Origin of the sequence: Pseudomonas resinovorans NBRC 106553, from assembly GCF_000412695.1 — a bacterium.
GTDB lineage: Bacteria > Pseudomonadota > Gammaproteobacteria > Pseudomonadales > Pseudomonadaceae > Metapseudomonas > Metapseudomonas resinovorans_A.
On record NC_021499.1, the window covers coordinates 4,255,732 to 4,271,037 of the forward strand.

Here is a 15,306-nt window from a genome sequence, read left to right on the forward strand (position 1 = left end):
CCGCTGCCGGCCCCGCTGGTTACACCCCGCTCGGCCGCCGGACGCGCCGGCAGCCGCGAGGCGCAAATTTCAGCGTGCCGCCCAGGCGTTGAAACGCTCCTCCAACTCCTCGCCGTGGTTGACCCAGAACTCGGCGCTGACCAGCTGCGCATCAGCCAGGTTGGCCGGTGCGGTGGGCAGTTGTGCCTGGGTGGCGGCGGGCAAGGCGGCCAGCGCGCCCTTGTGGACCGGGCCGTAGGGGATCTGGCTGGAGAAGGATTGCTGGGTGTCCGCCTGGCTGGCGAAGGTGATGAAGCGTTCGGCCAGGGCCTTGTTCGGGCTGCCGCGCACGATGGCCCAGTGGTCCGGGTCGTAGAGGTTGCCGTTCCAGACGATGGCGAGCTTGGAGCCTTCCTTCTGCGCGGCGGCGATGCGGCCGTTGTACGCGGCGGACATCACCACATCGCCGGCCACCAGCCACTGGGGCGGCTGCGCACCGGCTTCCCACCACTGGATGTGCGGTTTGATCTGGTCCAGCTTGCGGAAGGCGCGGGCTACGCCGTCCGGGGTTTCCAGCACCTTGTAGAGGTCTTCGCGCTTGACCCCGTCGGCCAGCAGCGCGGCTTCCAGGGTGTACTTGGCGCCCTTGCGCAGGCCGCGCTTGCCGGGGAAGCGCTCGGTGTCCCAGAAATCCGCCCAGGAGCTCGGCACGCTTGCCAGCTTGTCGGCGTTGTAGGCCAGCACCATGGACCAGACGTAACTGGCGACCCCGCACTCGCTGACCGTGCCTTGCATGTAGCCGGCGCCGTCGCCCAGCAGCGCCGGGTCGATGCGCTCGAACAGGCCTTCCTCGCAACCGCGCAGCAGCTCGGGGCTTTCCACTTCCACCACGTCCCAGGTGACCTGGCCGATGTCCACCATGGCCTTAACCTTGGACAGCTCGCCGTTGTACTCGCCAGCGATCACCTTGCCGGCGCCGCTCTGCTCAAAGGGTTTGAAATAGGCCGCATCCTGCGCGGCCTTGGTGGCGCCACCGAAGGAAATCACGGTAAGGCTGGAGGACTGTGCCTGGGCGGCGAAGCTGGCGCCTGCCAGCAGGGCGACGCCAAGGGTCGAGCGGATGCACGGAAAGGACTTGAGCATGGGAACTCCCTCACTGCTTGTACGTTGTGGTCAGTTGCTGAGGCAGTCATGGGCCGCGTGACACCACGCGACGGAATAGCTTTCTTGTTATGTACGGCCGCGCGCTGCGGGGCGCGCGGCCGGTGTGGCATCAGCGCAGCTGGAACCAGGTGGTCTTCAGCTGGCTGTACTTGTCGAAGGAATGCAGCGAGAGGTCGCGACCGAAGCCCGACTGCTTGCCGCCGCCGAAGGGCACGGTGACGTCCAGGGCGTCCACCGTGTTCACCGACACCGTGCCGGCCTTCAGTTGCCGGGCCACGCGGTGGGCGCGGTGGAGGTCGTCGCTCCAGACCGAGGCGGCCAGGCCGTAGATGCTGTCGTTGGCCAGGCGTACCGCTTCTTCCTCGGTATCGAAGGTACTGACGGCCAGCACCGGGCCGAAGACCTCTTCCCGCGCCAGTTGCATGTCGCCGCGCACGTCACTGAAAACCGTGGGCTCGACGAAGTTGCTGGAGCCGTTGAAGGACAGGCGGCGGCCACCGGTGAGCAGCTGTGCACCCTCCCCTTGCGCGCCTTCGATGAAGGACATGATGCGGGCGGTCTGCCCGGCGTCGACGATGGCGCCGGCACGGCTGGCCGGGTTCAGCGGGTCGCCGGGCGTCCAGTCGCGGGCCTTGGCCAGCAGGCGCTCGATGAATTCGTCGCGGATGGAGCGCTGCACGTAGAGCCGGGAGTTGGCCGAGCAGACCTCGCCCTGGTTGAAGAAGATGCCGAAGGCGGCCTTCTCGGCGGCCAGGTCCAGGTCGCGGCAGTCGTCGAACACCAGGTTCGGGCTCTTGCCGCCGCACTCCAGCCAGACCTGCTTGAGGTTGGACTGGGCCGAGTACTGCATGAAGTACTTGCCCACCTGGGTGGAGCCGGTGAACACCAGGCAGTCCACGTCCGGGTGCAGGCCGAGGGCCTTGCCGGCGTGCTCGCCCAGGCCCGGCACCACGTTCAGCACGCCTTCCGGCAGCCCGGCTTCCAGGGCCAGCTCGGCCAGGCGCAGGGCGGAGAACGGCGACTGCTCGGCGGGTTTGAGCACCACGCTGTTGCCGGCGGCCAGGGCCGGCGCCAGCTTCCAGGCGGCCATGTCGAGGGGGAAGTTCCAGGGCACCACGGCGGCGACCACACCCAGGGCTTCGCGGGTGATGGTGGCCAGGGCGTTGGCGGCGGTGGGCGCCACCTGGTCGTAGAGCTTGTCCAGCGCCTCGCCGTACCAGGCGAAGACGTGGGCGGCGCCCGGTACGTCGATGTTCCAGGCGTCCATTACCGGCTTGCCCATGTTCAGGGAATCCAGCAGGGCCAGTTCCTCGCGGTGGGCGAGCATCAGCTCGGCGAGGCGCAGCAGCACCTTCTTGCGTTCCACCGGCGCCATGCGCGCCCAGGGGCCTTCGTTGAAGGCGCGACGCGCGGTGCGCACCGCCAGGTCCACCTCGGCCTCGCCGCAAGCGCTGACACGGGCCAGCAACTGGTTGGTGGCCGGGTTGATCGAGTCGAAGGTTTCGCCGGAAGCGGCGGCCACCTGGCGGCCACCGATCAGTGCCTTGTCGATGAATGCTTGCTGGGCTGCACGCTGCTGCCAAAAGCCGAGATCAAACACGCTGCTCTCCCGCTCGACCGTCGTTGCGGTCATGTTGTTATCGAGTCGGGCAGATGGTGCGCCAGCTTCCTGCAGAGGAAAATTATTAAAAATATGCTCGAGTCATATGAAAAAGCTCAGCAGCCCGGCGCCCCAAAATACGCGGTTGGGGTATGGTGCAGGCCGATGATCGGCGGCCTGTCGCCTACTAAGCGGAATCTCCGGGCAACTCACCCGGACAGCGTGGAGAGTGCCCATGGCGACCTACACCTTGAGACAACTGAAGTACTTCGTAACCACGGTCGAGGCCGGCAGCGTGGCCGAAGCCTCGCGCAAGCTCTATATCGCCCAGCCGTCCATTTCCACCGCGATCAAGGGCCTGGAAGAAAGCTTCGGCGTGCAGCTGTTCATCCGCCACCACGCCCAGGGGGTGTCCCTGACCCCCAGCGGCACGCGCTTCTACGAGAAGGCCCAGGAACTCCTGCGCATGGCCCGCGAGTTTGAGCAGAACGCCCTGGCCGACAACGACATAGTCGCCGGGCAGATCGACATCGGCTGCTTCGAGACCGTCGCCCCGCTCTACCTGCCGCAACTGATCGCCGGTTTCCGCGAGAGCTATCCGGGCGTGGACATCCGCATCCGCGACGGCGAGCAGCAGGAGCTGGTGCAGGGCCTCACCGCCGGCACCTTCGACCTCGCCTTCCTCTACGACCACGACCTGGACAGCACCATCGAAACCGAACCGCTGATGCCGCCGCAGAAGCCCTACGCCCTGCTGCCGGAGAACCACCGATTCGCCAGCCAGGCCCAGGTATCCCTGCGCGACCTCTGCCTGGAGCCGATGATCCTGCTCGACGTGCAGCCGAGCCGTACCTACTTCGTCAGCCTGTTCCACGAGCTGGGCCTGACGCCCAACATCGTCTTCAGCTCGCCCTCCATCGAGATGGTGCGCGGCATGGTGGGCCAGGGCTTCGGTTTCTCCCTGCTGGTCACCCGCCCCCATTCGGAATGCACCTACGACGGCAAGAAGGTGGTCACCGTCGACATCGCCGAACCCGTGGCCACCTCGGGCCTGGTGGCGGCCCGCCTCAAGCGCGCCCAGCTGACCAAGCCAGCCCAGCTGTTCGTGGATTTCTGCCGCGAGCGGCTGGCGCAGAAGGTGGAGGCGCCGGCGCAGGAGGAGTGAGCGAACGATCGGTGCGCCACCACCCGCTCAATGGGTAGCCCGGATGCAATCCGGGGAGGGCCTGCCAGTCGTTCCCGGATTCATCCGGGCTACGGTCTCTCTTGTAGGTTGGTGCAGAGCGCAGCGAAGCCCAACAAAGCAATGGTGATCCGGAATCGTTGGGCTTCGCGTAGCTCTGCCCAACCTACGGGTTGTAGTGCGCCACCACCCGCTCAGTCTTCCCGCACCACCGCCGCCTCGCCGATGGCATAGAAATGCCCGCCGGCGATGTAGTGCAGGCTGCGCCAGCGATCCTCGGCCTCCTCGAACCGCCAGTGGCCGTCCTTGAACACCCGGGTATCGGCCCAGGCGCCGACCACTTCGCCGATGAACAGGTCGTAGGTCTGCTGGATATGGGGTTCGGGGATCACCTTGCACACCAGCCAGGCCGAGCTGCCGGCCACCAGGGGCACGTCGAAGCCGTCCATGCGGAACAGCTCGACGCCGCTCTCGGCGAGCTTGTCGGGCACGTCCACCAGGCTGCGGGTGCCCACCTGGTAGGTGAGTTCCAGCTGGCCGAGGTTGGGCACCTGCAGGGCGAAATGGCCGCTGCCTTCCACCAGCGCGCGGGTGCGGGTGGCCTTGTCCAGCACCACCGTCACCTTGGGCGGCGCGAAGTCCAGGGCGCAGGACCAGGCCGCCGCCATCACGTTGTCGACGCCGCCGTGGCTGGCGGACACCAGCACCGTGGGTCCGTGGTTGAGCAGGCGGTAGGCACGCTCCAGCGCCACCGGCGCGATGTGCTCGTTCATGGGGAAACCTCGTTCGTTGCGTGCCGCAGTCGGCTCGGAAAATGGGCGGATTATGCGGACTGCGCGCCAGGCTCACCACCAGGGCTCGCGAACTGGTTCTCGCGCCAGTGCTCCTTCAGGTACTCGATGAACACCTTCACCTTGCGCGTGTTGCGCCGGTGGGTGAGGTAGAGCACGTAGACCATGGGGCCGAAGCCGCTGGGTTCGCGCCAGTACTCGGGCATCACCTCCACCAGCTCGCCGCTGGCGAGGTACGGCGCGGCGCTCCACTGGGGGATGAACTGCAGGCCCTGGCCGTCCAGCAGGCAGGCCAGGAGGAAGTCGTAGTTGTCGCTGGCCAGGCGCGGCGCCGGCTGGTTGAGGCGGATGCGCTCGCCGCCCCGGCTCACCCACCAGAAGTGCCGGTTGAGCAGCGGGTGGCGGAGGATTAGCCAGTCGTACTGCTGGTAGTTGTCCAGGGTCACGTCGCCGCCGCGTTCAGCCAGGTAGGCCGGGCTGGCGCAGAGGGTGATGCGGTTTTCCACCAGGGGCTGGGCGATCACGCCGGGCAGGTCGGTGGGGCCGTCGCGCAGGGCCAGGTCGTAGCCGCCGTCCACCAGGTCCACATAGGTGTCGGACAGGTCCACCTCCAGGTGCACATGGCGGTGCTCGCGCAGGAAGCGGCAGCACACCGCGTTGAGGAAGGCCGGAGCGAAGGACGGCGGCGCGGTGATGCGCAGGCTGCCGCGCAGTTCGTGCTGTAGCTGCTCGACGCCTTCGCCGGCCAACTGCAACTGCATCAGCGCCTGGCGCGCGCCCTCCAGGTAGATGTGCCCGGCCTCGGTGAGTGACATCCGCCGGGTGGTGCGCTCGAACAGCTTGGCCCCCAGCCCCTCCTCCAGTTGCGCCACCGCCTTGGTCAGGGAGGACGGCGTGGTGCCCAGCTGCTCGGCGGCACGGCTGAAATTGCCCTGCTCGGCGGCGGCCACGAACATGCCCAGCGCGGTCAATCGGTCCATGTTTATTTCCACTTCAGAAAAGAAGTTATGCCAGGCCCGGCGTTATTCCCGGCGCGGCGACTGGGTAGTCTTTGCCGCAGATCAACAATAATCAAGGCCACCCACATGAAGCCGATCGTCTCCCTGGCGCTCTCCGTCGCCCTCGCTTTTTCTTCCATGGAAACGATGGCGGCGGCAGACCTGATCCTGCACAACGCCAAGGTCTACACCGCGGAGCCCGGCCAGGCGCTGCAGCAGGCGGTGGCCATCGAGGGCGGCCGGATAGTCGCGGTGGGCTCCGACAGCGAGGTGCTGGCGCTGAAAACCGACGGCACCCGGCTGCAAGACCTCGGCGGCAAGGTGCTGATGCCCAGCTTCATCGACTCCCACGCCCACGTGGTCAAGGGCGGCCTGCAACTGCGCCAGGCCAACCTGGACGGCCAGGAAATCCCCCTGGAGGAACTGGAGCAGCGCCTGCGCCAGTGGCGCGCGGACGGCAAGGCCAAGCGAGGCGAATTCCTGGTGGTGGGCGGCCTGCCCACCGGCTACTGGGACCGCATCGGCGACTTCGAGCAACGCTTCAACGCCGCCGAGTGGGCCGACACGCCCATCCTCTTCGCCGGCTGGGACTACCACACCGGCTGGGCCAACCGCGCCATGCTGGCGCGCGCCGGCATCGATGCGAAGAAGGTCAAGGCGCTCAAGGGCGAGGAACTGGCCACCATCGGCCACCACCCGGACGGCCAGCCCAACGGCTTTCTCGTCGACGCCGGCCTCTACGCAGCCCAGGAGCTGATCCCCCTGCCCACCCAGGATGAGCTGCTGGCCGGCGCCCGCGACGCGCTTAAGTACTACAACAGCCTCGGGATCACCGCCTGGATGGACCCGTTGGCCAACGAGATTCCCGGCGGCCCCATCGACAACACCTCCGTCGGCGTGCTGCCCACCTACAAGGCCCTGGCCGATGCCGGCGAACTGACCGCCCATGTGGCCGCCCTGCTGATGGCCGACTCCAAGGCGACGCCCAAGGACCTGGACGAGCTGGACAAGGTGCGCCAGCAATTTGCCCATGTGCCCAACCTGACCCTGCCCGGCATCAAGGTGTTCGCCGACGGCGTGGCCGAGCACCCGGCCCAGAGCGCGGCCATGCTGGAGCCCTACAAGAACTCGCAGAAGAGCGGCGAACTGCTGATCGACCCGGCGCACTTCGGTGAACTGGTGGACGCCGCCGACGCCCGTGGCTGGCTGGTGCACGTGCACGCCATCGGCGACCGCGCGGTGCGCGAGGCCCTCAATGGCGTCGAGCGGGCGCGCAAGGCCCGCAGCAGCGGCATCCCCCACTCCATCACCCACCTGCAGATGGTCAACCCCAAGGAGTTCGCCCGCTTCAAGCCGCTGGATGTGATCGCCTCCATGCAGCTGTACTGGGCCAGCGCCGACGAACTCAGCGTCGACCTGGTGCAGCCCTACGTCAGCGCCCTGGCCTTCCAGTACCAGTACCCGGCCCGCTCCCTGCTGAAAAACGGCGCCACCATCGCCGGCGCCAGCGACTGGCCGATCACCACCCCCGAACCCTGGAAGGCCATCTACCAGGCCGTGAGCCGCAAAGGCCCGAAGGGCGTGCTCAACGCCGCCGAGGAAATCGACCGGGACACCATGTTCCAGGCCTACACCCTCAACGCCGCCCGCGCCCTGCGCCTGGACGACCGCATCGGCTCCATCGCCCCCGGCAAGCAGGCCGACCTGATCCTGCTGGACCGCGACGTGTTCAGCGTCGAGCCCGAGGCCCTGCGCGATACCCAGGTGCTAAAGACCTGGTTCGCCGGCCGCAACGTCTACACCCGCAACCGCTGACCGCCCTCCCCGCCGCGCGGCCCGTACGGGCGTGCGCGGCCGCTCCACCCATCCATGCTCAACAGGTAATCACCGTGAAACTCCATACCTTCGTCACCGACACCTCGAACCCGCAGACTCGTGGCCGCCAGATCGGGGAACGGTGGGCGGAGCAGATCCGCCAGACGGTCTCGCTCTACCTCGACTTCTTCAACCAGGTGGACGTGGCCCCCGAGCGGGTGCGCCACCTCGGCGAGGCCAGCCTCGGCGCCCTGGAAGCCTGGAGCCCGAACCTGGCCGAGGAAGTGGCCGGCATCGCCTTGGGTGCCGACCTGCCCTTCTGGCAACTGGCGGCGCTCAACGCCCGCACCGAGATACTCGCGGTGATGCCCACCCCGCCGGAAGGCGAGTGCTCCACAGCCGTATACGCCCCGCGCGGCGCCCAGGCCCCACGCAGCATCCAGACCTGGGACTGGCACGACTCCCTGGTGCCCGACGGCCTGCTGCTGCAGTTCCCCGGCAGCGCGGGGCTGTCGGTGAAGCTGTTCACCGAGTTCGGCATGCTCGGCAAGATCGGCGTGAACAGCGCCGGCCTCGGCCTGCACTTCAACATCCTCCACCACGGCAGCGACAACGACAGCGCCGGCGTGCCGGTGCACGCCATCGCCCGCCGCCTGCTGGAGGAAGCCCGCAGCGTCGACGAAGCCATCGCCCTGGCCCGCTCGGCGCGGGTCAGCGCCTCCACCGTGCTCACCGTGTTCTCCCGCCACGACCGCTCCCCGCGCGCGGCCAGCATCGAGCTCGCGCCCCAGGCCACCGCCGTGGTGCTGCCGGGTGAGGACGGCTGGATCACCCACACCAACCACTTCCTCGCCCCCGAGCTGGTGCCCGACGAGCGCACCCTGGACGTATCCACCACCTATGCGCGCCTGGAGCACGTGAACGCCCACCGCGCCGCCATGACCGGCGCCAACCTGGCCAGCCGCGCCGAGGCCATGTGCGGCGGCCTGGGGGACAGCGCGCCGATCTGCTTCATCCCCGACCTGGCCCTGCCGCCCACCGAGCGCTGGGAAACCCTGCTGACCATCGGCATCGACACCGAAGGCTTCGCCCTGGACTACGCGGCCGCCACGCCCCTGGCCCTCGCCCGCCACGGCCAGGCGCGCTTCTGATGCCCCGGCCGCCGGGCCTCCCGGCGGCCGCCACCGCCCTACAACAACAAGACGAGCAACGGCACATGGCTAACCCACAACAACCGCAATCGGCGCTCCGCACCTTCTTCGTCTCCGGCATGGGCACCGCGCTGGAGTTCTACGACTTCGTCATCTACGGGGTGGCCGCCGCCCTGGTCTTCCCCCAGGTGTTCTTCCCCGACCTCGATCGCCTCACCGCCACCCTGGTGGCCTTCGCCGCCTTCGGCGCCGGCTTCTTCGCCCGCCCCCTGGGCGGCATGGTGTTCGGCCACCTGGGCGACAAGGCCGGGCGGCAGAAGGCCCTGGTCATCACCCTGCTGCTGATGGGCTTCTCCACCCTGGCCATCGGCTGCCTGCCGAGCCACGCCAGCATCGGCGTAGCCGCGCCCATCCTGCTGGTGCTGCTGCGCCTGGTGCAGGGCTTTGCCGCCGGCGGCGAATGGGGCGGCGCGGCGCTGTTCGGCATCGAGTCGGCACCGCCCGGCAAGCGCGGCCTGTGGGGCAGCTTCACCAGCATGGGCATCGGCATTGGCGGCATCCTGGGTTCGGCGGTGTTCGCCATCGTCAGCACCGCGTACGACGACAACCTCGCCGACTTCGCCTGGCGCATCCCCTTCTGGCTGGGTGGCGTGCTGGTGCTGATCGGCCTTTATGCACGCCTGGCCAACCCCGCCACCAAGCCCCTGCAACCCCGTGAAAGCACCCGCCTGCCCCTGGTCGCCGCGCTGCGTTCGCGCCCCCGGCAGATGCTGCTGTGCACCGGCATCGCCTTCGGCTACGTGACCATCGCCTACATCGGCAGCACCTTCTTCCTGGCCTACGCCACCCAGGTGGGCTATGGCAGCACCGAGGCCCTGCTATTCGACGTGTCGCTGTCCATCGCCATCGTCATCAGCGCGCCAATGTTCGCCGCCCTCTCCGACCGCATCGGCCGGCGCCGGGTGATGATCCTGGGCTCGGTGCTGATGGCCGCCGGCTTCTTCGTCTTCTTCGCCCTGGTGGGCCGCCACAGCCTGGCCGTGGCCTGCGCCGCCTACGTGGTGGTGGGCGCCCTGATGGGCGCGACCCAGGGCCCCATCCCGGCCTTCCTCGCCGAACAGTTCCCGCGCCACATGCGCTACTCCGGCATGTCCGCCGCCTACCAGATAGGCGCGGCCTTCGGCGGCGGCACCGCCTCCAGCCTGGCCACCGCCATCCTCATCAGCACCGGCAGCCCCTATGGCGTAGCCGCCTACGGCGCGGCGGCCCTGGCCCTGGTGGCGCTGTGTTCGTACCTGCTGAAGGAGACGGCGCACCTCAGCATGGAGGCGTTGGATGCGGAGGTGGGAGTCGAAGGAAGCGTAGGGATGGCGAGGTCGGTTTGAGGGCCAACGGGGGCCAGGGAGTAATGCCTCTGGGATGAAAGTGAGGACAAAGAAAAGCGGGCCCTGGGGCCCGCTTTTCTTGTTTCTGGGTGGCAGTGACTGCCTATGGCCGTGCTGTGACTACGGGTTCAGGAATGAAGCCCTCGGCGGTCAGCATACGAATCACGCCGCGGAGGAGAAAGTTGTGGGTAAAGCCGAGTGAGTACTGCCGAGCACCGGGCTGGATCGGCACCAACATTCCCTTATCCACCAGCTTCTTGATCTGGTAAGTCCGCTGCGGCCCATTCAAGCCAGGCATAGCATCGGCAAGCTCTGCCGACTTGGCCACTCCCGTGTCGGTTTCCAGCAGGAGGCGAAGGATCGACTGTTCCTGCTGCGTGATGTGCTCGCGCTCGCGGGCAAAGTTGAGTGCAGGCACCAGGATCTCGGCTTTGAGGTAGCGATAATCACACAAGCGATCGAGCTTGTTCAGCTCAGCCAGGATGCCCTTGAGCACGTAAACACACCAACTCTCCAGGCCTTCCTGGGTGCCGCGATCAGCCTCCCCGAGCATCTCGTAGTAGCGCTCGCGGTCGTTACAGAACACTGCAGTGGGGTTCAGCAGACGGCCGCCAGCGGAGACATCGAACCCGTACTTGATCAGCATCAAGTAGGTCAACAAGCGGACGACCCGGCCATTGCCATTGGAGAACGGGTGGATCCATCCAAACCGATGGTGCGCGATCGCCACCTTCATGAGGTCGTATTTCTGCGGGTCGCGCGCGTTGACGAAAGCCACCAGCTCGTCCATGTAAGCCGCAACCTGTACTGCGTCGGGGGGCAGGTGTTCCGATTGCGCAATGCGAACGGGTCCGGTCCTGAACTGACCTGGGGTGCGATCCCCTTCGCGGTCCAGCTCGCCGACAGTGATGGCGTGCAGCTCTCGAATGAGGTGCTGGCTGACCTCGCTACCTTCCGTGAAATGCTCCTCGATGTAGGTCATGGCCTTCTCGATGTTGGAGATCTCACGCAGCTGATCGGTGGCTGCGTCACTGCCCTCCATCTTGCTTTCCACGTAATCAGCCAGGGTTGTGTGGTTGCCCTCGATGCGGGCAGAGCCGAGGCTCTCCAGAATGTGGAATACACCCTTGAGCTGGAAGAAGAGGCTTGGCGGGGTCGACCCGGCGAGTCTGAAGCGGCGGAGGTGTTCCAGCTCGGTCAGCACGTCGACAAGCGGCGAATCGAAGGATGGATTGAGCAGCGCCAAATCGTGGTGAGTGAAGGTAGGCATATTTTCACTATCTCAAGACTGGATAAGAGCTATGTCAAAAAATTCCGCCAGCACTAGCGGATTTACTGGCATTCACACACAACCACTCAACACATTAAGTCAAATCATGCATGAACACTAACTGAAAACGCCCTCGCGAGTATGTCGAAAACGTACTCTTCCGGCGCCGGTGTATCGGTTAGCTGCGGCCCATCGGCAAATTGAGTTGCCGATGGGATCCTAGCGGGCGATGTCGGCTCGGGGTCAGTAGCTGCCGGTCACGAGCAGCCAGAGGGCAGACCCAGCGCAACAACTAGGGTCGGCCGAATCGGCTTGCCGCCTGTAGCCGCTCGGCGCGCGGCTAGACTCGGGCGCCTGGGGTGCCGCGAGCGTACTTCTTCTCCAGGATCATCGACGCTTCGTTGTAGGCGGCCTGGAAGGCCTCGCCGCCGACCCAGTTCACCGCCGTGTCTTCGTCTTCATCGTGGAAGATCCCGCGATAAACGATCAGCAGGCCCATCATGAAGTCGGTCGCCGACTCTTCCGACTCCTCCGCGACCACCAGTTCCAGCACCGGGTATTGCAGGAACACCAGGCTCAACGCCAGGAGACTGATGCCTTCGGCGACTTTCATCGCCTGGAACAGATCGTCGAAGTGCGCCGGGTCGAAACCGTTCTCTTCGATGTCCTTGAAGTCGAAGGTGCTCAGGTCGATTTCCACATCATCGAATGGCTCGTTGACCAGCGGATTGGCCAGCAACGGATGGATGACATTGATCTTGGCCTTGGCTTTGCCCGAACGGTTCTGCTTGGCCTTGGCTTTCGCCCGTTGGGCGCGTTTTTGCTGTTTATCGGTGGAGGCCATGGAGGCGGGTTCCTTGTTCGAGGCAGCCATGTAAATGGCCTGGGGTATTCGGGCACGAATTGTATTCAGTCTTGGCCAGGTGCGTCGGCCCAGGGGGCAGATTTTTCGTGCTCTGTACCTTTGCTTTCGGCCCTGGCAAGCCGGGACGACGCGTCGTGCGGGCGATCAGCGGGAGCGCCGACAGCCCGTACGTCAAGGCAGGCGCCCAGGCCGGTTACAAGGGTTATAACTACCAGTACGAACGGTGGGCCACTCAGGACAGGCCCGCCAAAGGCACCTCCAGACCTGATCGGCGCCTGCGGCGCGGAGCGATGTAATGAGTTCCAGTGCATGGCAATGGGCTCACAAGAGCCTTCTTGGCTGCATCCAGCTGGCCTTGCTGGTCGCTCCGCTGTGCGCCAGCGCCACGTTCAAGTGCCAAGCCAAGGACGGAACCATCAGCTACCCAAGCCAAGCCATCGCCAGCGCCCGCTGCACTCACCTGGAGGGCAAGGCGGGCGCCACTGCCGGCGCCAAGGCAAAGGCCCAGCCAAAGATTGTGCGAGGCAACGACCCAGGCGCGATGCGGATTCGGGTGTACACCTTCGTCCACAAGGGTGTTCGTAAATACGTGAGCCGGCGCCCCGTCGGGATCTCCGCTCGGGTCACCGTCCTTGAGCTCGATTACATCAAGGGCTGCTACCTGTGCATGGCGCCGAAGGACTTCAAGGTGGCCTCACTGCGCCTGGACACCCGCTCCTACCGGCGGGAGATCGAAGCCGCTTCGGGTCAGTACGGGGTCGACAAGGCGCTGATCCGCGCTGTGATGCATGCCGAATCGGCGTTTCGCCCCCACGTCATTTCCGTGGCCGGCGCCCAGGGGTTGATGCAGCTGATGCCCGCCACCGCCGAGCGCTTCGCCGTGGACGACCCGTTCGACGCGCGACAGAACATTCGCGGCGGCACGCGCTACCTGGCCTGGCTGCTCAAGCGCTTCAACGGCAACCAGGTGCTGGCGTTGGCCGGCTACAACGCCGGCGAAGCGACCGTGGTCCAGTACAAGGGGGTGCCACCCTACGCCGAGACGCAATCCTACGTCACCCTCGTGCAGGCCTTGACCGAACGCTATCGGAATCATCGGTAGTGCTGTGGGGCACATGACCTGGGAGAGGTTGTACGCTGGTCTCGCCACCGCGGATGGCGCTGGCGTGTTATCCGCCCGACGAAAGCAATCAGGTTTCGTACTTGATCAATACGCTGGGCGGGGAATGGCTCAACCGAAGGTCCACGTTTGCCAGTTGCTATCGACCCGAAGCGGCCGATGGGAAGCAGCAGAAACTGGCCAAGTGCGGATAATTAGAATTAATAAAATAAGCCCACCATTTCTCACTTACCCCTCCTTTTCCTTAGTGGATGTTTAGAAACTTTCTATAAGCCGGGTGAATGGACCAAGTTATATGGTTTTTCTTGTTTTCCATAGAGCGATAAAGATCAGGGTCGTTGGTGAAGTGAGTGAACTCTTTGCCGTCGTCGTGAATGCGGGAGATGAGACCTAGTTTGTATAGGAAATCCCCAAGATCTTCGGTATCCGCATAGGACTTCCCATCCACAAGAGGGATATCGTTTTTTTCTCTACCTCTAATGAAGGCGGACTCAAGAATCAAATGAAGCTCTTGACGATTAAATTCCTTCTTAGTAGCTCTCAGAGAGTCAATTAAGTTGCTTAGCTCATCAAATTGAATCGCCCCTAGTTTCGTAGACACCTCCAAGCCTCATAATGAGGCCCATTAGGAGGTGCCATGAGCAACCAGCGTTACCCCGAAGAATTCAAAATCGAAGCGGTCAAACAAGTGACCGAGCGCGGCCTCCCCGTAGCCGAGGTGGCAGCGCGGTTAGGCATGTCGGTGCATAGCCTGTATGCCTGGATCAAGCGCTACGGCAAGCCCCAGGCGCAGCGGCAGCAAGACGACGATCAGCAGGCCGAACTGCGTCGTCTGCGCGCCGAACTCAAGCGAGTGACCGAAGAGCGAGACATCCTAAAAAAGGCCGCCGCGTACTTTGCCAAGGAGTCCGGCTGAAGTACGCCTTCATCAGCAAGCTGTCGGTGGAGTACCCGGTTCGACGTCTCTGCCAGACCCTGAAAGTGCATCCCAGCGGTTACTACGCCTGGCTGACCGAGCCGAAATCCGTACGCGCCAAGGAAGATCAGCGCCTACTCGGGTTGATCAAACATGCCTGGCTGGAAAGCGGTGGGGTCTACGGCTATCGCAAGATTCACGACGACCTGCGTGAGCTGGGGGAGTCCTGTGGCCGGCACCGCGTGGCTCGCCTGATGCGAGGAGAAGGGCTGCGCTCACAGACCGGCTATCGGCGGCGCCCCGGCTATTACGGCGGCCGGCCAACGGTGGCTTCGCCCAATCGCCTGGAGCGGCAATTCAACGTTAGTGAACCGAACAAGGTCTGGGTCACCGACATCACCTACATCCGCACCTATGAAGGCTGGCTGTATTTGGCGGTGGTGCTGGATCTGTTTTCACGCCAGGTGATCGGCTGGTCGATGAAGCCACGGATGTGCAGCGACCTGGCTATCGATGCCCTGTTGATGGCGGTGTGGCGGCGCAAGCCCAAGCAGGAAGTGATGATCCACTCCGACCAGGGCAGCCAGTTCAGCAGCTCGGACTGGCAGAGCTTCCTCAAGGCCAACAACCTGATCAGCAGCATGAGTCGACGCGGTAACTGCCACGACAACGCGGTGGCGGAAAGCTTTTTCCAGTTGCTGAAGCGGGAACGCATCCGACGAAAAACCTACGGCACCCGCGAAGAAGCCCGGAGTGATGTGTTCGATTACATCGAGATGTTTTATAACCCCAAACGCCGGCACAGCAGCGCTATGCAGCTATCGCCAGTGGAGTTTGAAAAGCGTTATTTCCAGAGCTTGGAGAGTGTCTAGGAAAGCCGGGGCGATTCACTAATTATCGACCGCTCTGATGCAACGTCTCCAGGTGACGCAATCATGATATTGTAAGTTGTTGCAAGATAACTCATGGATTACTGTCCTTTTTTTTGCGCACAGCATGATTTAAGTGCTTCTAAACAAAATGGATGGATTGGTACTGAAACTACAAACAGGGGCGGGATAGGAGGTGA

Annotated in this window: 13 protein-coding genes; 6 read left to right on the forward strand and 7 right to left on the reverse strand. The window is 64.7% G+C overall.

The features are described 5' to 3' along the window. Positions 1 to 69: 69 nt before the first annotated feature. Positions 70 to 1,122 (reverse strand): ABC transporter substrate-binding protein, encoded by a 1,053-nt coding sequence (locus PCA10_RS19280; protein ID WP_016493748.1) that lies wholly within the window; start codon positions 1,120 to 1,122, stop codon positions 70 to 72. A gap of 130 nt (positions 1,123 to 1,252) precedes the next feature. Further along, positions 1,253 to 2,743 carry an aldehyde dehydrogenase gene (locus PCA10_RS19285; RefSeq protein WP_041770861.1) on the reverse strand — a complete coding sequence of 497 codons (1,491 nt, stop codon included), beginning with the start codon at positions 2,741 to 2,743 and terminating at the stop codon, positions 1,253 to 1,255. A 235-nt stretch (positions 2,744 to 2,978) separates the two neighbouring features. Here PCA10_RS19285 and PCA10_RS19290 point away from each other — a divergent pair, with 235 nt between their 5' ends. Beyond that, complete coding sequence (locus PCA10_RS19290; protein WP_016493750.1) at positions 2,979 to 3,908, forward strand: LysR family transcriptional regulator; 930 nt, start codon at positions 2,979 to 2,981, stop codon at positions 3,906 to 3,908. A gap of 212 nt (positions 3,909 to 4,120) precedes the next feature. Here PCA10_RS19290 and PCA10_RS19295 read toward each other — a convergent pair whose 3' ends face one another. Both PCA10_RS19295 and PCA10_RS19300 read right to left on the reverse strand, forming a co-directional pair. Further along, on the reverse strand, positions 4,121 to 4,699 hold the full coding sequence (locus PCA10_RS19295) for a flavin reductase family protein (RefSeq protein WP_016493751.1): 579 nt from the start codon (positions 4,697 to 4,699) through the stop codon (positions 4,121 to 4,123). Between the two features lie 50 nt (positions 4,700 to 4,749). Further along, positions 4,750 to 5,697, reverse strand: coding sequence for a LysR family transcriptional regulator (locus PCA10_RS19300; protein ID WP_016493752.1), 948 nt, complete (start codon positions 5,695 to 5,697; stop codon positions 4,750 to 4,752). A 105-nt stretch (positions 5,698 to 5,802) separates the two neighbouring features. On the opposite strand from PCA10_RS19300, the gene PCA10_RS19305 reads away from it, so the two are divergent. The 3 genes from PCA10_RS19305 (at position 5,803) to PCA10_RS19315 (ending at position 10,066) form a co-directional block, all read left to right on the forward strand. Next, positions 5,803 to 7,530, forward strand: coding sequence for an amidohydrolase (locus PCA10_RS19305; RefSeq protein WP_016493753.1), 1,728 nt, complete (start codon positions 5,803 to 5,805; stop codon positions 7,528 to 7,530). 74 nt (positions 7,531 to 7,604) lie between these two features. Then, positions 7,605 to 8,681, forward strand: a complete 1,077-nt coding sequence (locus PCA10_RS19310) for a C45 family autoproteolytic acyltransferase/hydolase (protein ID WP_016493754.1) — start codon at positions 7,605 to 7,607, stop codon at positions 8,679 to 8,681. A 65-nt stretch (positions 8,682 to 8,746) separates the two neighbouring features. After that, positions 8,747 to 10,066 (forward strand): MFS transporter, encoded by a 1,320-nt coding sequence (locus PCA10_RS19315; protein ID WP_016493755.1) that lies wholly within the window; start codon positions 8,747 to 8,749, stop codon positions 10,064 to 10,066. Between the two features lie 103 nt (positions 10,067 to 10,169). On the opposite strand, the gene PCA10_RS19320 is transcribed toward PCA10_RS19315, so the two are convergent. Both PCA10_RS19320 and PCA10_RS19325 read right to left on the reverse strand, forming a co-directional pair. Continuing rightward, positions 10,170 to 11,336 (reverse strand): Fic family protein, encoded by a 1,167-nt coding sequence (locus PCA10_RS19320; protein WP_016493756.1) that lies wholly within the window; start codon positions 11,334 to 11,336, stop codon positions 10,170 to 10,172. Positions 11,337 to 11,676: 340 nt separating this feature from the next. Further along, the gene (locus PCA10_RS19325; protein WP_016493757.1) at positions 11,677 to 12,180 is read right to left on the reverse strand and encodes a hypothetical protein; all 504 of its coding nucleotides are present in this window, start codon (positions 12,178 to 12,180) and stop codon (positions 11,677 to 11,679) included. 316 nt (positions 12,181 to 12,496) lie between these two features. On the opposite strand from PCA10_RS19325, the gene PCA10_RS19330 reads away from it, so the two are divergent. After that, positions 12,497 to 13,303: a lytic transglycosylase domain-containing protein gene (locus PCA10_RS19330; protein WP_016493759.1), complete on the forward strand. Its 807-nt coding sequence runs from the start codon at positions 12,497 to 12,499 to the stop codon at positions 13,301 to 13,303. Positions 13,304 to 13,565: 262 nt separating this feature from the next. Here PCA10_RS19330 and PCA10_RS19335 read toward each other — a convergent pair whose 3' ends face one another. Further along, the gene (locus PCA10_RS19335; protein ID WP_016493760.1) at positions 13,566 to 13,922 is read right to left on the reverse strand and encodes a hypothetical protein; all 357 of its coding nucleotides are present in this window, start codon (positions 13,920 to 13,922) and stop codon (positions 13,566 to 13,568) included. Between the two features lie 36 nt (positions 13,923 to 13,958). Between PCA10_RS19335 and PCA10_RS19345 the strand changes: the two genes are divergently transcribed. Further along, positions 13,959 to 15,109, forward strand: a protein-coding gene (locus tag PCA10_RS19345; protein WP_144276949.1) for an IS3 family transposase whose coding sequence is annotated in 2 segments (ribosomal slippage) — positions 13,959 to 14,196 and positions 14,196 to 15,109 — 1,152 coding nt in all. Because the reading frame shifts where the segments join, the coding sequence is not laid out codon by codon here. The last annotated feature ends 197 nt before the right edge of the window (positions 15,110 to 15,306 follow it).